The organism is Pseudomonas sp. GW821-FHT01A09 (genome assembly GCF_058986725.1).
The window spans coordinates 305,181-320,473 of the sequence record NZ_JBYSWB010000003.1 but is presented as its reverse complement, the minus strand read 5'-3'; the positions used below and the strand labels follow the sequence as shown (position 1 = coordinate 320,473).

Below are 15,293 nucleotides of genomic sequence, written 5' to 3'. Positions count from 1 at the left end.
TATAGCCAAGATCCGCTTTTAATTCTTCAATAGACTCGCGTCACTTTCCATTCGAGTGCAATTGCAATGCAAACTTCTTCCACGGCCGACGCCACTTCCGTGCCGCGTGCAGGCAGCGGCCTGCAGATTCTGATCATGGCCGTCGCCGCGTTCATTATCGTCACCACTGAATTCCTCATCGTCGGCCTGCTGCCGGCGCTGGCCCGGGACCTGAACATCTCGGTGGCCCTGGCCGGTCAGGTGGTCACCCTGTTCGCCTTCACGGTCATGCTGTTCGGCCCGGTCCTCACCGCGCGCCTGGCCCACCTGGATCGCAAGAAGCTGTTCATCGGCATCCTGCTGGTGTTCGCCGCGTCCAATGCGCTGGCGGCGTTGTCGACCAATATCTGGGTACTGGCCCTGGCGCGCTTCATTCCGGCGCTGGGCTTGCCGGTGTTCTGGGGCACCGCCAGCGAGACCGCCGGGCAACTGGCCGGGCCGGGCAACGAGGGCAAAGGCGTGTCCAAGGTGTACCTGGGCATCAGCGCGGCGCTGGTGTTCGGCGTGCCGCTGGGCACCTTGGCCGCGGACACTGTTGGCTGGCGCGGCAGCTTCTGGATTCTGGTGGGGTTGTCGTTGCTGATCGCCGCGTTGCTGCAACTGTGCATGCCGACGCTGCCGGCCTCACCCGCCAAGGCCGAGGGCGAAAAGCAGACCGCGATTCTCAAGGATCCGCGTTTCCTCGCTCACGTGTTGCTGTCGATCCTCGCGTTCACGGCCATGTTTACCGCCTACACCTATCTGGCCGACATCCTCGAGCGCCTCGCGCACATCAGCCCGAGCCAGGTCGGCTGGTGGCTGATGGGCTTCGGTGCCGTGGGCATGATCGGCAACCAGATCGGCGGGCGCCTGGTGGACCGCACGCCGCTGGGGGCGATGGTGCTGTTTCTGCTTCTGCTCGGTGCCGGCATGCTGGCCGCCGTGCCGCTGGCCGACAATCGCATCGCCCTGGTGCTGGCGCTGATCGCCTGGGGCGTCGCCTACACCGCGCTGTTCCCGATCTGCCAGGTGCGGGTGATGCAAGCCGGCGCCAAGGCGCAAGCGCTGGCGGCGACCATGAACATCTCCGCTGCCAACGCCGGGATCGGCCTGGGCGCCATCGTTGGCGGCATGGGGATTGGCCACTTCGGCCTGCAGTCGCTGGGTCTGATCGCCAGCGCGATTGCCGCGGTAGGCGTGGTCCTGGCGCTGTTGATGATGCGCCGCAAAAGCTGATTCAGCCGCCGCGCTGGGCACCGACCTGATCGGCAATCTCGTTCCACAGGTGCATCGCCGCATAGGCCCGCCAAGGCCGCCAGGCGTCACTGCAGGCGGCCTGCTGGGCAGGCTTGAGCAGCGTCGGATGCTGGCGGGCGATGGCCTGCATCAGTACCAGGTCGCTGCCAGGCCAGGCATCGGTATCGCGCCAGGCACGCATGGCCACATACTCCACGGTCCAGGGACCGATGCCTGGCAGGGCCAGCAAGGCCTTGCGCAATGGCGGGATATCCTGCCCAGCGACTGAATCGATGATCAACCCATCCGCCACCACTTGAGCAAAATTCTGCAACGCCGCCACGCGCTTGCCGGGCATGCCGATCAAGCTCAAGTCTGCCGCCGCCAAGGCGGCGGGCGTCGGGAATTGCCAGGCCGCGAACTCATGACTCGGGCCCGCTGCCGGCCGCCCTGCCCGCGCGACCAGGCGCCCGGTGATGGTGGTCGCCGCCTTGACGCTGACCTGCTGGCCGACGATGGTCCGCACCACCAACTCGAAGGCCGACCAGGCACCGGGAATCCGCAACCCCGGCGCCTGGCTCGTCAACCGCTGCAGCCACGGGTCCTGACCGAGGCCATCGCGTACCTGCGCCGGGTCGGTGCAGAGGTCGAACATGCCCATCAGCTTGGCCTCCAGCGCGCCCAGATGGCGGCTGACCGGGCCTTCGAGCGTCGCAATCAAGCACGGCCGTTGCCCATCCTGGCGCACCCGCAGCAGGCCACTGTCGCCCTGCCACTCCAGAGTCCTGATGTAGCAGCCGTCCTCCACCGTTTCGACCCCGGCACTGGAGCGCCCGCCATAGAACCGCAGCATGCGTTGCCAATCGAAAGGCGCCTGGTACGGCAGCTCGATTTCATCCCTGGGCACAGCGACCACCTGCTTCATTCTTTGTCCTCAAAAATCCAGTGACTGCTGCCTCTTCGCCTGCTCGGCACTCAGCCACTTGCTGCGTTTGCCGGGCGCCCCGGTGCCTGGCCCCGGGGCGCCCTCGCCATATTCCACCGTCAACAGCACGTGCTTGGCCGGCAAGCCACCGGCAAACCCGGTCAGCTCCCCCGATGCACCGATCACCCGATGGCACGGCGCAACGATCGAGATCGGGTTGCGGCCGTTGGCAGCGCCCACCGCGCGCACGGCAGTGGGATGGCCGATCTGCGCGGCAATCTGCGAATACGTGCGGGTCTCGCCAAAGGGGATGGTCAACAGCGCCTGCCAGACTTTGCGCTGGAACGCGGTGCCGACGAAATCCAGCGGCAGGTCGAAGCGCTGCCGCTGGCCGGCAAAGTATTGCGTCAGTTGCTGTGCGGTCTCGTCCAGCACCGGGTGGCTGTCGACCGGCGTCAACTCGCCCAGACGCACCCGGTCGGGACGTTCGACTTCCCAGAGAATCGCCGCCAGGCCTTTATCGCTGGCGACCAGGGTGAGCACGCCGACGGGGGATGGCAGGGTCTTGCAGAGGTAGGCCATGGGCAAAAGGCTCCTGAGGCGACAGGCGATCAGATACAAAACGCAGCGATTTATAGCACAACGGTATTGTTGCGGCGCAGTCCGCTAGACATCCCCTCGTGCGCCCCATAGCCCCCGACGCCCGTACCGATGAGCGCTCGCCATGATCAGTGCCGCCATGAACCATGGGGCAATTCCACCTCTCGCTGCGCCGCCGCCAGCGCTTGCTTAAGCCCAGCCTTGCCGAACGCTATGCAGTAGGCCGGTTTGGCCCGTTCGAAGCGCCAGCTGTCATCCAGACTACCGGCATCCACCGCGTCGAAGCCGAGCTCATCCAGCAGCCCGATGACCTGATCCCGGGCGCCGGCATCGTCCGCCGCGATGGGTAGCGCGCGGCGGTCGGCGGCGCCGCTGGGGCGGCCATCCTGCAACAGATCCCGGGCCAGAATCGCGTTGAATACCTTGACCACCCTGGCCCCGGTCAGATGCTCGGCCAGCAGGCGGCTGGTGGTGGTTTCGAATCGGTCCAGCGCGGCGACATGACCGTCGCGCTCCGGGTAATAGTTGTTGGCGTCGAGCACCGTCTTGCCTTCCAGCCACTGCGCCGGGACGCTGCGGTACTGCTCGAACGGGATGGCCAGCAACACCATGTCGCCGAACCGAGCGGCCTGCTCGACCGTGCCCACCTGGCTGCCCGGCAGATCGCTCAACACGCTGCCAAGGCTCTGCGGTCCGCGGGAATTGCTGAGCATCACGTCATGCCCCGCCGCAAGCGCCAGATGAGCCACGCTGCGACCAATGAAACCTGCACCGATGATTCCGATTTTCATGTGATTTCTCCGCTGCTGAATACACCAGGGACTATGATGATTCGCCATCAGGCGTAGATAAATCGCCATCATCGACTTAGTCTCGTTACTCGGAGTAGTGAATCATGGACCGCCTGACCAGCATGGGCGCCTTTGTCATGGCCGCCGAATCCGGCTCCTACGCCAGCGCCGCCGAACGCCTGGGGCTGTCGGCGCAGATGGTCGCCAAGCACGTCGCCGCACTGGAGCGGCACCTGGGCGCGCGCCTGCTCAACCGCACCACGCGCCGGCAAAGCCTGACCGAGCTTGGCAGTGCCTATTACGAGCGCTGCAAGCACATTCTGAGCGAAGCCGAGGCCGCCGATTCGCTGGCCCAGATCATGAACGACACCCCACGCGGCAAACTCAGGATCACCGCGCCGGTGGCCTTTGGTTCCTATGTGCTGATGCCGTTCATCACGCAATTTCTGCGGCAGCATCCCGAGGTGGAAATCGACCTGCACCTGACCGATCGCTTTATCGATATCGTCGAGGAGGGTTACGAAGTGGCCTTTCGCATCGGCCCGCTGAGCAACTCCAGTCTCACCGCGCGGCCGCTGGCACCCTACCGACTGGCGGCCTGCGCGGCGCCGCGGTATCTGGCCGAGCGCGGCACACCACGCACCCCCGCCGACCTGCAGGCGCACGAGTGCCTGAGCTACACCTACTGGGCACGCCCGACCGAGCGCGAATGGCAATTCAGCCAAGGGGCTGAGCACTACAGCGTGAGGGTCAGCAGCCGCTTGCAGGTCAACGAAAGCAAGGCCCTGCTCACCGCCGCAGTGGACGGCTTCGGCATTGTGCTGGGGCCTGTGGACTTTCTCCAACCGGCGCTGCAGAGCGGCGAACTGGTGCAACTGCTCAGCGACTATGCGGCGCCGAGCCGCGAGATGCATCTGCTGTACACCGCCAATCGCCAGCGCACGGCAAAGCTGAGGCGGTTTATCGAGGCGGTGCTGGTGAGGTTTGGGCGCGGGTGAATTCAGTTAGACCGGACGGGCCTGTTCGACTACCTGAGCCCGGAACTTGATCGGCAAATCGCCAGGAGTGAGCACGTCGACCGTCACGCCTAGAAGATCTTCCAGCTCGGCCTGCAGCCCCTCAGAGCGCGCCCTGACGGCTAGCCGCCGTCTCTAAACCCCCGCCCCACCTATCCCGTCCAGCTCGCCCAGCACCTCGATCGGCAGCACCAACTCGGCCGCTGCCAGGTTCTCGCGCAGGTGAGCGACCGAGGAGGTGCCGGGGATCAGCAGAATGTTCGGCGCGCGCTGCAGCAGCCAGGCCAGTGCGACCTGCATCGGGGTGGCCTGCAAACGCAGTGCAACCTTGTTCAGCGCCTCGGATTGCAGCGGGCTGAAGCCGCCCAGCGGGAAGAACGGCACATAGGCGATGCCCTGCGCGGCCAGTTCGTCGACCAGCGCGTCATCGCCCCGTTGCGAGAGGTTGTAGAAGTTCTGCACGCAGACCACCTTGGCGATGCCTTGCGCCTGCCTGACCTGCGCGGCCGTGACATTGCTCACGCCCAGATGGCGGATCAGGCCCTGCTGCTGTAACTGGGCCAGCGCCGAGAACTGCGCTTCGAGGGACTCTTCCTTGGGTTCGTGCATGTTGCCCCAGGCGCGGAAATTCACCACGTCCAGCGCCTCGAGGCCGAGGTTGCGCAGGTTGTCGTGCACCGCCTGCACCAGCTCGGCCGGGCTTTGCGCGGGGTTCCAGGAACCATCGCTGCCGCGCATGGCGCCCACCTTGGTGACCAGGGTGAGGTCTTGCGGATAAGGCGCCAGCGCTTCGCGGATCAGCTGATTGGTGATGTGCGGACCGTAGAAATCGCTGGTGTCGATGTGATTGACGCCGGCCGCAACGGCCTCGCGCAATACAGTGAGCGCCGCCTGGCGATCCTTGGGCGGACCGAACACCTGGGGGCCGGCCAGTTGCATGGCGCCGTAGCCGACGCGGTTGACCTGACGGTCGCCAAGCTGGAAGTGCAGTGCATGGGGCATTTGAGTCTCCTGGGGACGCGCGGGATGTGAACACCCCGCCACTATAGGCGTTGACCCCCTGCGTGATAATGGAGTGAAATCGGCACGGGTTGTACGGGAGAGCGAACAATGAAAACCGATCTGCAAGACCTGCTGGCCCTGCGCGCCGTGGTGCAAGCCGGGGGCTTTCGCGAAGGTGCGCGACTCAGCGGCAAGTCCGCCTCCAGCCTCAGCGACGCCGTGCGCCGGGTCGAAACCCACCTGGGCGTGCGCCTGCTCAACCGCAGCACCCGCAGCGTCGCCCCCACCGAGGCCGGCAGCCGCCTGCTGGACCGCCTGGTGCCGGCGCTGGACGAAGTCGAAGCAGCGCTGGATGTGGTCAATCACTTTCGCGACCGCCCCGCCGGCACCTTGCGCCTCAACGTACCGGTCAGCGCTGCGCGCCTGGTGCTGCCGGCGATCATCACGCCGTTCCTCCAGGCCTACCCGGATATCCGCCTCGAAGTAGTCGCCGAAGAGAGCTTCGTCGACATGCTCGCCGCCGGTTTCGACGCCGGCATCCGCTACGACGAGCGCCTGGAGCAGGACATGATCGCCGTGCCCATCGGCCCGCGGGTACAGCGCTTCGCCGCAGCCGCCGCACCGGCCTATCTGGACCGCGCTGGCCGCCCGGAGCACCCCCGCGAGTTGCTCGATCACGCTTGCCTGCGCGGCAAATTCCCCAGCGGCAACGTACCGATCTGGGAGTTCGAGCGCGGCGCGCAAAGCGTTCGCATCGACCCCACCGGGCCGCTGCAGGTGAGCATCGGCAGCGCCGTCGACCTGGCCGTCGACACCGCCGTGCGAGGCCTGGGCGTGGTGTACCTGTTCGAAGACTGGCTGCAGCCCTACCTCGACAGCGGCGCCCTGGAACCAGTGTTGCAGGACTGGTGGCCGGCGTTCAGCGGGCCCTTTCTCTACTACCCTGGACGCAAGCATCTGCCCGCGCCATTGCGGGCGTTCGTGGACTTCATCAAGGAGCGCAACGAACCCTGAGCAGAAATGATAAACCCCGCGTGTGCGGGGTTTATCGGTAGCGATCAAGCGCGAGGGATCAGAGCGTCCACTTGAGCGAGAACATCAGGTTGCGGGGGTCGCCGTACTGGCCGGCGCCGCCGGATTTCGGGATCCCCTGCCAGTAGCGCGTATTGAAGACGTTGTTGAAGTTCACGCGGCCATCCCAATGCTCGTCGAACTTGTAGCCAGTCATCAGGCCGACGATGCCATAGGCCTTCTGATCGGCAGTGCCCGTCCCGACTCGGTTGAACGTCGCACTCTGCGCGAACAGATCCGCACCCACCCGCCACTTGTTCAACTCCCCAGGCAAGTTGTAGTTGGTCGCCAGTTTGAACAGGTGCTTGGGCTGTTCAGGTGCGAACAGCTTGCCTTCGTTGCTCTTGGTAGCGTCTTCGACGTACTGGCTGAGCACGTAGGTATAGGACGCGGAGAACTGCCAGTCGGACGTGAGGGCCCCCGTCAACTCGGCATCGATACCCTGGCTGCGGACCTTGCCCGCAGCGGCGTAGCACGCCTGGGGATAGGATGGGCAATTGATCTGCGGGTCCTGAACCGCGTAGGCGCGGTCTTTCTGAACCATGTCGAACAAGGCCACCGAGGCGTTGAGGGTCTTGTCGAAATACTCGCCCTTGATGCCAATCTCGTAGTTTTCACCCGACATCGGATCCAGCACGGTCTTATTGACGTCCAACTGGCTCTGCGGCTTGAAGATCTGCGTGTAGCTGGCATACAGCGAATAGGTGTCGTTGAGGTCGTAGATGACACCGGCGTACGGCGTCACTTCCTGACTCACGTTGTAGTCACCCGTCCCCGACCGGGCGTCGTAGTCGTACCAGCTGATACGGCTGCCGATGATGACGTGCAGCGGATCGAGCGGATTGAAACGGGCGACCGCATAGGCGGCCTTTTCGGTGGCCGTGTTGCGCAACTGCCATTTAGTCATGTCGACGCTGGGCTTGGCGATCGCGCTGTGATCCAAGTGATAGATGTCGATCGGCGTGCCATCGGTCCAGCCACCGTATTGGTCGAACTTCTCGCGCCGATAGCTCGCCCCCACCGCCAGTTCGTGCTCGCGTCCGAACAATTGAAACGGCCCCGATAGAGAAGCATCCAGGTTGGTCTGATCATCGCTGTCGATGTACTTGCCCGAATACTGGCTCCAGCCGGTGGCGGAGCTGTAGCCCGGATAGCTGGAAAAGGTGTCCGCATCGGCCCAGATCTTGGCGGCAGCCAATTTGCCGGTCCAACCGTTAGCGAAGCGGTGGGTCACATCGGTGAAGACACTGACGTTGTCCTTGTCCCAGTACGACCAGTCGTTGCTCAGAAAGGTCGAGCGCGCCAGGTGCAGGTCTTCACCGTTCGGCCCGCTGGGCAAGCCGCCCCAGTCCGAGGTGTTGTCGTCCCGCTGCTTGGAAGCGCCCAGGGTCCAGGTGGTGGCCTCGCTGAGGTCGGCCTCGAGAATGCCGTAGAAGGTCTGGCGCTGGTTCTCGCGCACGTCGGCGAAGCTGTGCTGGTCCTGATAGGCCGCGACCACGCGACCGCGCAGGGTGCCCGAGTCGTTGAGCTTGTTGGAGGCATCCACCTCGGTGCGATAGCGATCCCAGCTGCCGGCGCTGGTGGTGACGCTGACCTGCGGCGTGGCGGTCGGACGCTTGCGCACCAGGTTGAGGGTTGCCGCCGGGCTGCCGGCGCCGGTCATCAAGCCGGTCGCCCCGCGCACCACCTCGACGCGGTCGTAGATGCTCAAGTCCGCCGACGAGATCACGTCCTGGGTGTAGGTGCTGATGCTGGTCGGCAGCCCGTCGTACATGATGTTGTCGATCTTGAAACCGCGCGCCAGAAACTCCTGCCGGTCGGAGGCGGTCTTGTGCAAGGTCACCCCAGGCGCGAACTTGACCACATCGTTCAGGTCATTCATGCCTTGGTCTTCCATGCGCTGCCGAGTGATCACGCTCACCGACTGCGGCGTCTCGCGGATCGACAGATTGAGCTTGGTCGCGGTGTTCATTGAACCGGTGGTGTAGGACTTCGTACCTTCGGTGGTGGCGACACCGGCGAGGCTGGTGTCTGCGTTAGCGTTGATGTTGACACCGTCCAGGGTCACAGCTCCCGATGCCTGCTGCACCACGCGTACCGAATGGCCCTCCACGCTTGCGGTCAACCCGCTGCCCGCCAGCAACTGCTGCAAGGCCTGCGCCGGTTCCAGATCACCCCGCAGCGCTTGCGCCTGCTTGCCGGCCACGGTTTGCGGATCGAACGTCACCTGCAGGCCGCTGGCCTTGCCAAGCTGACTCAGAGAAGTCGCCAAGGGCTGGGCGGGCAGATCCAGATGAACAGGCGCTGCCGAGGCAGCGGTGGACAGACCGATCGCAACGGCTGCGGTCAGGGCGGACAGAACGGGACGGAGCATCTTGTGGTTCCTGAGCTAGGCAAAATGCACGTTGCCCCTTGGCGGAAACCGGCGCGCTAGACGTGCAGGTAGATGGCCAAGGGCTACGTGTGGGAGCGCAAATGTAACAAAATACTCAGGTTTGTAAATGGTAATTAGTCGCAAATGTTAAGTTTTCTGATTATTGCGCTTACATTCCAGACACGAAATATCGAGCCAGGCGGGAGCCGCGCTGCGCCAGACGACAAGCAAGACGTGAGTGTCGGATACCGCCGCAGCGGCGTGAGGCGGATCCTCGATCATCACGGCGCTATGGACGCGCAGATCGTGCCGGAGCAAATGGCGGCGATGGGCTTTGGCGGTCTGAATTTCGCCGCGTTTTTGCGACCACCGCTGACCACGGCAAGGGGGAGAGCCAGGAGGCGCGCAGCTAGATGTCAAAAGACACTGGCATTTGGTCGCAAAGTCGCCGCGTCACTTTGACGACCCTCGATCCCGCGCCTATACCAACACCTCCCTTCGCAAGAACAACAACAGGTGGTTTATGGAAAACCTCACACCTGGTCGTTCTCTGCCTCGCAGCCGCCCTGCATTCGACTCCTATGCATCCACGACCTTCGGCAACTGCTCGCTCTCGCCACTTACCGCGCTGCTGGTCCTGTCACTGGGCAGTCTGCTCAGCGATCAGGTCGAGGCCGCCGACAGTTGTCGGCGTGGCACCACGGTGATCAACGGGCCGGTGACCATCGGCTGCGTGCTGCTGGATCACGATGGGCTGTCGGTGACTTCGACCGGCAGTATCAATGTCGCCAACGGCTCAGCCGTGAGTATCAGTGATGCCGCCGCGCGCCAGGTGCTCAATCAAGGCACCCTCGCCGGCACCTTCGGCATTGCCATCGATGGTGGTGACGGCGTGGGCAAGCTCTATAACGCCGGTACCATCATCGGTGGCGTCACAGCGCTGCAGATCAGCAACAGTCGACTCAGCGGCGCGCTGATCAATTCCGGTACCCTGCTTTCGCCCACCGACGGCTACGGCGACACCATCGTCAAACTCGACCAGGTGGTGCTCGAACGCGGCTTTGCCAACAGCGGCACCATAGACGCGCGCAATGCCGAAGTCGGGCTGTCGATCCGCGACAGTAACGTCACCGGCAACATCGACAACAGCGGCACGGTGAATGGCGGCTCGGAGGCAATCATCATCGACTCGACCCAAGTCAACGGGTCGGTACGCAACACCGGAACTATCCAAAGCAGCTATGGCAACAGCTGGCAGATCCGCAATTCCCACGTGACCGGCAACGTCGTCAACAACGGCCTCATCAGCGGTTACTCGGAAATTTCCCAAAGCACCGTCGATGGCCGTTTCATCAACGCCGGGCGCTTGAGCGACGGCATCGACTCGTTCTCGATCTACCAATCGACTATCCGAGGAGGCGTCTATAACAGCGGTGTGATCTATTCCGGCGAGGGGGTGCAATTCAGGGACTCGGTGCTCAAGCGCTTTGAAAACACCGGGGTGTTTTCGATGAGTGAGGACGATTTGACCTTTCTGGACACCATCGTCCTGGAAGACCTGGTGAATCACGGCAGTATCGCTCCCAGCTCCGATGGTTTTGGCGGCCTGGCCCTGTATGGCGGCGATATCAAAGGCAAGCTGATCAACACCGGTACCATCGAAGGTGGCCTGTTCGGGCCCGCCCTGCGCACCGGTCAACAGGCGCGAATTTCTGGCGACCTGATCAACAGCGGGCGCCTGATCGGCGGGTATGGCGCCGACATGAGCGGCACCTCGATCGGCGGCGACTTCATCAATCGTGGGGAAATCACCGGCAACTTTCAGCAGTACGAACACCACGGCAGCGGCTTGCTGCTCAAGGACAGCAGCATCGGCGGCAACCTGCTCAACAGTGGCCTGATCAGCGGGCTCGAGCAGGGCGCGGCGTTCACCGACGTGCAACTGGCGGGCAACTTCACCAACCGCGGGCGCATCATCGCCGCGCAGGAGGCGCTCAACCTGACGGGCACCACAATTGCGGGGCGCTGGAGCAACTACGGCTATATCGGTACTGACCCCGATGCCGACGTGGTCGATCTGTCTACCGATGCCAACGGTATGACAGTCAGCGGTTCGACGCTGCAGGGCCGCGCCACCAACTTCGGCACCATCCGTGGCAGTGCCATCGGTTTGAGCGTGGTCGACAGCCAGTTCAGCGACGGCCTGGTCAATGCCGGGACGATCCGCGGCAGCAGCTATTCATTGTATGTGGACGACAGCAGTCGCCTCGACAATCTGTACATCGCAGGCAACGGCACGGCTCGAATGGAAGGCTGGGTGTACGCGCCGAACACCACAGTCACCTTGTACTCGGACGCCCGCTATCGTCTGCAAAGCAAAGACGTCTGGCAGGTCAAGACGCTCGTCAACCGCGGCGTTCTTGAGTTGGCGGCCCAGCCGCTGACGGGTGGAGCCTCGGCTACGTTATCGGGAGACTATGTGCAAAAACCCGGCGCCGTGCTGCGCACCCAGGTGCAGGATCTGGCCCATTACGGAACACTGACGGTCTACGGCGCCGCCACCCTGCCCAGCCAGGCGCGCATCGATGTCGACGTCGCCCAGGCGCGGCAACCCTTGAACACCAGCAGCCTGAACTACGTGCTGAGCGCCAACCAGTTGATCTCCGACGGCACCTTCGCGGTCACCAGCAACTCGGCGCTGTTCGACTTCGGCGCGCGCAAGGTCGATAACCGTGTCGACCTGCTGCTCACCACCAAAGCCACCAACGGTGTCGCCAGTGCCGCTCGCCAGGCGGGGATGTCGGCGTCGACCCAGGGGGCTGCGCGGGTCCTCGATCGGCAACTGGCGCTGGGCAGCGCCAGCACGCTCACGCCTTACTTCGTCAGCGCCACCAGCAGCGCACAAGTGGCGAGCAATCTGGCTCAGGCGCTGCCGCAGGACAACGCCGCACTGCGGGCCAGCCAGGCCACCCTGGCGTCGATCGGCTACGCGGTGAAGAACCGTCTGGATGACGTCACCGGGCTGAGCGCGCTGGGTGTCGCGAGCGGGCAGAATCCGTCGAGCAAGGCCATCAACGGCTTCTGGAGCCAGCCGTTCAGCTACAGCTCGGGCATGGGCAACAGCACGGTCGAGGGCGCCACCGGCACGGTCATCGGCTTCGACCTGCGCACCTCCGCGCAGCAGCGCAGCGGCTGGGCGTTCGCCTATGCCAATGGCGGCACCGGCTCGCTGCAGCCCAACGGCCAGCAACGCTCGCGCCTGGACCTGTGGCAGTTCCTCGGTTACAGCAGCTACAGCGTCGCGCCGGGGACCGAGCTGATGCTCTATGGCGGTGCCGGGCGCAACAGCGTGGACGCCGATCGGCGCCTGGCGATCTCCGGGGTCAGTGGCAGCGCCAAGGCCGAGTACGACAGCCTGATGGCGACCCTGGGCACCAGCATCGGCCATGCCCTGCAGTTGAGCGACAGTACGCGGCTGATCCCATCGCTGCGGCTGGACTACAACCACATCCATGACGGCGCTTACAACGAGCGCGGCAGCAGCGGCCTGGCGCCGTTACTGCTCAATGTGGCGGCGCGGGACACCGACCAGTTGATCGCCGGCTTCGATACCAAGCTGGAGCAGAACGTCACGGCGAGCACAAGGTTGCGGGTCAACCTGGGAGTCGGCTACGACCTGATCAACCGCCCGGCCAGCACCACGGCGGCCTTTGCCGGGGCCGCTCAGCAGCGGTTCCAGGTGACGGGCGAAGACACCAGCCCGTGGTTGATGCGCGGCGGCCTGGGCGTGGCCACGCGTTGGCGCAACGGCGCTGAACTGTCGCTCGACTACGACGCGCAGACGCGGATGGACTTTACCGATCAGGTGGCCTCGGTGCGGGCGAGCATGCCGTTTTAAGCCACGCACACCCGATTGCGTCCCTGGGCCTTGGCGCTGTACAGCGCCTGGTCCGCGCGGTGCAGCAGACTGTGCAGGTCCAGGTCGTCGTCATGGGACGCCGCCACCCCGAGGCTGGCGGTGATGCCACGAGCGCCCTCGATCTGCAGGCCGGCGAGCATCGACATCAACGTCCCGGCCATGCCCAGCGCATCATCGAGCGAAGTATCCGGCAGCAGCACGGCGAACTCCTCACCGCCGAGTCGGCCATGCACATCGACGGTACGGAAGGACTGAATGATCACCTTGCCCATCTGCTCCAGCACCCGGTCACCGACCTGATGGCCATAGGTGTCGTTGATCAGCTTGAAGTGGTCCATGTCGAGCATCACCGCGCACAGCGGCCGCTGCTGCGTGCGGCATTGGCCATACAGTTGCTGGGCGCGCTCGAAGAACGCCCGACGGTTGTTCAGCCCGGTGAGCTCGTCCATGCGCGCGGCCCGGGCGGACACCCGATGGGCCCACTCCATCTCGCGGGTCACGCGATAGGCTTTCTCCAGGGCATCGGCCAGACTCATGGTGGCGTTGATGACGAAGAAGGAGAACACCAACACCGCCACGGCGATGCTCAACTGCATGGTCGAGGGCTGCTGCAGCATCCACAAGGTGCACGGCAGCAAGACCAACGCGATGGCGGCCAGGGTCATGTAGCGATAGGGGGAGTAGCAGGAAACCGCGCTGACCGACATGCCCACCGTGAACAGCACCACCAGCACCTGGGTCAGCAGGTCGTGGGCCGGCATCAACGCCAGCGCGCCGCCGCCCCAGATGCCGGCGGACAGCACCAGGGTGATCCAGTAGGTACACTCCCAGCGCTGCGGGGTGCGCTCGCTTTCGGCGGTTCTGAAGTACACCACGAACATGGCGATGCGCAGCAATGCCGAGGCGCCGAGCAGCCCGAGCCAGAGCGTCGCGACCTGATGATCGAAGCGCTCCCAGCACAACCAGCAGAGCATCGACGCGGCAAAAAAACTGCCGAAGACTGCCAATACCGACTGCCGGAACAACTGTTGCAGTCGATCCGTTCGCACCATCTGCGCAATGTAGCCAGCCTGCGCGTGCTTGAGTTCGAGGCAATCCATCCGATGCGCCTGGCCTTGATACTGAGACAGCGGCCATTGTGGCACCTTGCCATTGCCCCGAACAACTACGCGGCGCCACTGTTTAGCGCACAAAGAGCGGGAATATCCCGGTTGGCAGGGACACTGCCAGCAGAGTCAGGGCAGCATCAGACCGGCGGCGCATAGCCCTCGAGCGTATCCGGCCATAGCGTCAGTACCTCGCAGCCGTCGTCCGTGACCGCCACCATGTGCTCCCACTGCGCCGACAGCGAGTAGTCCTTGGTGACCACGGTCCAGCCATCGGCCAGGGTTTTGACGTGGCGTTTGCCGGCGTTGAGCATGGGCTCGATGGTGAAGATCATTCCGGCCTTGAGCTTCATGCCCTGGCCGGGAAAGCCGTAATGCAGGATCTGCGGTTCGTCGTGATAGACCTTGCCGATACCGTGGCCGCAGTATTCGCGCACCACGCTGTAACCGGCGCCTTCGGCCACCGTCTGGATCGCATGACCGATGTCGCCCAGGGTGGCGCCTGGGCGCACGGTGCGAATGCCGGCGCACATGGCGTCGTAGGTGGTGTGCATCAGGCGCAACGCCTGCTCGTCCGGCTGGCCCACCCAGTACATGCGGCTGGTGTCGCCGAACCAGCCATCCTTGACCACCGCCACATCGATGTTGACGATGTCGCCGTCCTTGAGCACACGGTCCGACGGGATGCCGTGGCACACCACTTCGTTGACCGAGGCGCAGACCGTCTTGGTAAAGCCGTGATAGCCGACGTTGCCCGGCACGGCCTTTTGTACTCCGACGATGTAGTCGTGGCAGATCCGGTCCAGAGCTTCGGTGGTGGCGCCGGCGACGACGTGGGGGGTGATCATCGCCAGTACGTCGGCGGCCAATTGCCCGGCGGCGCGGGACTGGGCGATTTGCGCGGCGGTGTTGATGACGACGGGGGTTCTCATTTCTGCCCCCCCACCAACGCCAGCAACGCAGGGCTCTGCCCCTCGGCGCACAACTGTGCCAGGTCGAGACCGCCGGCCAGTTCGGCGCGCACGAGCAGGCGGTTCAAAGCGCGATGATCGAGGTCGGGGAAGAGTTCGGCGAGCATGCCGATGCGCATCCAGTGTTCGGCCTGCGCGTTGATGGAGCGACTGAGTGCGTTGCTGGCGACGCGCAGTTTTTCATGCAAGTCGTCGGAGATTTTGACGATGCCCATGGCGGGGATACCCAATACGAAATATATACAAAACGTATATTACGTTTAC

Annotated in this window: 13 protein-coding genes; 5 read left to right on the top strand and 8 right to left on the bottom strand. The window is 64.2% G+C overall.

Features of this window, described 5'->3' with window-relative positions:
* Positions 1 to 66: 66 nt before the first annotated feature.
* Positions 67 to 1,254: an MFS transporter gene (locus tag AC3WJP_RS05935; protein WP_493720304.1), complete on the top strand. Its 1,188-nt coding sequence runs from the start codon at positions 67 to 69 to the stop codon at positions 1,252 to 1,254.
* A gap of 1 nt (position 1,255) precedes the next feature.
* Here the strand turns inward: AC3WJP_RS05935 and AC3WJP_RS05930 are convergent, their stop codons facing one another.
* From AC3WJP_RS05930 to AC3WJP_RS05920, 3 genes are all read right to left on the bottom strand, one after another.
* On the bottom strand, positions 1,256 to 2,179 hold the full coding sequence (locus AC3WJP_RS05930; RefSeq protein WP_493720303.1) for a DNA-3-methyladenine glycosylase family protein: 924 nt from the start codon (positions 2,177 to 2,179) through the stop codon (positions 1,256 to 1,258).
* 9 nt (positions 2,180 to 2,188) lie between these two features.
* Positions 2,189 to 2,761, bottom strand: coding sequence for a methylated-DNA--[protein]-cysteine S-methyltransferase (locus AC3WJP_RS05925; protein ID WP_493720302.1), 573 nt, complete (start codon positions 2,759 to 2,761; stop codon positions 2,189 to 2,191).
* Between the two features lie 146 nt (positions 2,762 to 2,907).
* Complete coding sequence (locus tag AC3WJP_RS05920; protein WP_493720301.1) at positions 2,908 to 3,570, bottom strand: NADPH-dependent F420 reductase; 663 nt, start codon at positions 3,568 to 3,570, stop codon at positions 2,908 to 2,910.
* A gap of 104 nt (positions 3,571 to 3,674) precedes the next feature.
* Here AC3WJP_RS05920 and AC3WJP_RS05915 point away from each other — a divergent pair, with 104 nt between their 5' ends.
* Entirely contained in the window at positions 3,675 to 4,568 is an 894-nt protein-coding gene (locus AC3WJP_RS05915) for a LysR family transcriptional regulator (RefSeq protein ID WP_493720300.1), read from the top strand.
* Positions 4,569 to 4,721: 153 nt separating this feature from the next.
* On the opposite strand, the gene AC3WJP_RS05910 is transcribed toward AC3WJP_RS05915, so the two are convergent.
* Positions 4,722 to 5,588, bottom strand: coding sequence for an aldo/keto reductase family oxidoreductase (locus AC3WJP_RS05910; protein ID WP_493720299.1), 867 nt, complete (start codon positions 5,586 to 5,588; stop codon positions 4,722 to 4,724).
* A gap of 108 nt (positions 5,589 to 5,696) precedes the next feature.
* Between AC3WJP_RS05910 and AC3WJP_RS05905 the strand changes: the two genes are divergently transcribed.
* A complete protein-coding gene (locus AC3WJP_RS05905) occupies positions 5,697 to 6,602 on the top strand; it encodes a LysR family transcriptional regulator (RefSeq protein ID WP_493720298.1) in 906 nt (301 codons plus the stop codon).
* A 58-nt stretch (positions 6,603 to 6,660) separates the two neighbouring features.
* Here the strand turns inward: AC3WJP_RS05905 and AC3WJP_RS05900 are convergent, their stop codons facing one another.
* Entirely contained in the window at positions 6,661 to 9,033 is a 2,373-nt protein-coding gene (locus AC3WJP_RS05900; RefSeq protein ID WP_493720297.1) for a TonB-dependent siderophore receptor, read from the bottom strand.
* A gap of 144 nt (positions 9,034 to 9,177) precedes the next feature.
* On the opposite strand from AC3WJP_RS05900, the gene AC3WJP_RS05895 reads away from it, so the two are divergent.
* Positions 9,178 to 9,495, top strand: a complete 318-nt coding sequence (locus AC3WJP_RS05895; protein ID WP_493720296.1) for a hypothetical protein — start codon at positions 9,178 to 9,180, stop codon at positions 9,493 to 9,495.
* 61 nt (positions 9,496 to 9,556) lie between these two features.
* A complete protein-coding gene (locus AC3WJP_RS05890; protein WP_493720295.1) occupies positions 9,557 to 12,931 on the top strand; it encodes an autotransporter family protein in 3,375 nt (1,124 codons plus the stop codon).
* Here AC3WJP_RS05890 and AC3WJP_RS05885 read toward each other — a convergent pair.
* The 3 genes from AC3WJP_RS05885 to AC3WJP_RS05875 all read right to left on the bottom strand — a co-directional run bounded on the left by AC3WJP_RS05885 (position 12,928) and on the right by AC3WJP_RS05875 (position 15,244).
* Entirely contained in the window at positions 12,928 to 14,052 is a 1,125-nt protein-coding gene (locus tag AC3WJP_RS05885; RefSeq protein WP_493720294.1) for a GGDEF domain-containing protein, read from the bottom strand. The genes AC3WJP_RS05890 and AC3WJP_RS05885 overlap by 4 nt on opposite strands.
* Positions 14,053 to 14,198: 146 nt before the next feature.
* Positions 14,199 to 14,990, bottom strand: a complete 792-nt coding sequence (gene map, locus AC3WJP_RS05880; RefSeq protein WP_493720293.1) for a type I methionyl aminopeptidase — start codon at positions 14,988 to 14,990, stop codon at positions 14,199 to 14,201.
* Complete coding sequence (locus AC3WJP_RS05875; protein WP_493720292.1) at positions 14,987 to 15,244, bottom strand: ParD-like family protein; 258 nt, start codon at positions 15,242 to 15,244, stop codon at positions 14,987 to 14,989. The genes map and AC3WJP_RS05875 overlap by 4 nt, the downstream gene beginning before the upstream one ends.
* Between the last annotated feature and the right edge of the window lie 49 nt (positions 15,245 to 15,293).

What these genes read in the sequence shown, in the direction of transcription:
- AC3WJP_RS05905 (WP_493720298.1), top strand. Translation starts at nt 5,697, where the DNA reads ATGAAAACCGATCTGCAAGACCTGCTGGCCCTGCGCGCCGTGGTGCAA.
- AC3WJP_RS05925 (WP_493720302.1), bottom strand. Translation starts at nt 2,761, where the DNA reads ATGGCCTACCTCTGCAAGACCCTGCCATCCCCCGTCGGCGTGCTCACC.
- AC3WJP_RS05910 (WP_493720299.1), bottom strand. Translation starts at nt 5,588, where the DNA reads ATGCCCCATGCACTGCACTTCCAGCTTGGCGACCGTCAGGTCAACCGC.
- AC3WJP_RS05930 (WP_493720303.1), bottom strand. Translation starts at nt 2,179, where the DNA reads ATGAAGCAGGTGGTCGCTGTGCCCAGGGATGAAATCGAGCTGCCGTAC.
- AC3WJP_RS05890 (WP_493720295.1), top strand. Translation starts at nt 9,557, where the DNA reads ATGGAAAACCTCACACCTGGTCGTTCTCTGCCTCGCAGCCGCCCTGCA.
- AC3WJP_RS05900 (WP_493720297.1), bottom strand. Translation starts at nt 9,033, where the DNA reads ATGCTCCGTCCCGTTCTGTCCGCCCTGACCGCAGCCGTTGCGATCGGT.
- AC3WJP_RS05885 (WP_493720294.1), bottom strand. Translation starts at nt 14,052, where the DNA reads ATGGATTGCCTCGAACTCAAGCACGCGCAGGCTGGCTACATTGCGCAG.
- AC3WJP_RS05935 (WP_493720304.1), top strand. Translation starts at nt 67, where the DNA reads ATGCAAACTTCTTCCACGGCCGACGCCACTTCCGTGCCGCGTGCAGGC.
- map (WP_493720293.1), bottom strand. Translation starts at nt 14,990, where the DNA reads ATGAGAACCCCCGTCGTCATCAACACCGCCGCGCAAATCGCCCAGTCC.
- AC3WJP_RS05920 (WP_493720301.1), bottom strand. Translation starts at nt 3,570, where the DNA reads ATGAAAATCGGAATCATCGGTGCAGGTTTCATTGGTCGCAGCGTGGCT.
- AC3WJP_RS05915 (WP_493720300.1), top strand. Translation starts at nt 3,675, where the DNA reads ATGGACCGCCTGACCAGCATGGGCGCCTTTGTCATGGCCGCCGAATCC.
- AC3WJP_RS05895 (WP_493720296.1), top strand. Translation starts at nt 9,178, where the DNA reads ATGTTAAGTTTTCTGATTATTGCGCTTACATTCCAGACACGAAATATC.
- AC3WJP_RS05875 (WP_493720292.1), bottom strand. Translation starts at nt 15,244, where the DNA reads ATGGGCATCGTCAAAATCTCCGACGACTTGCATGAAAAACTGCGCGTC.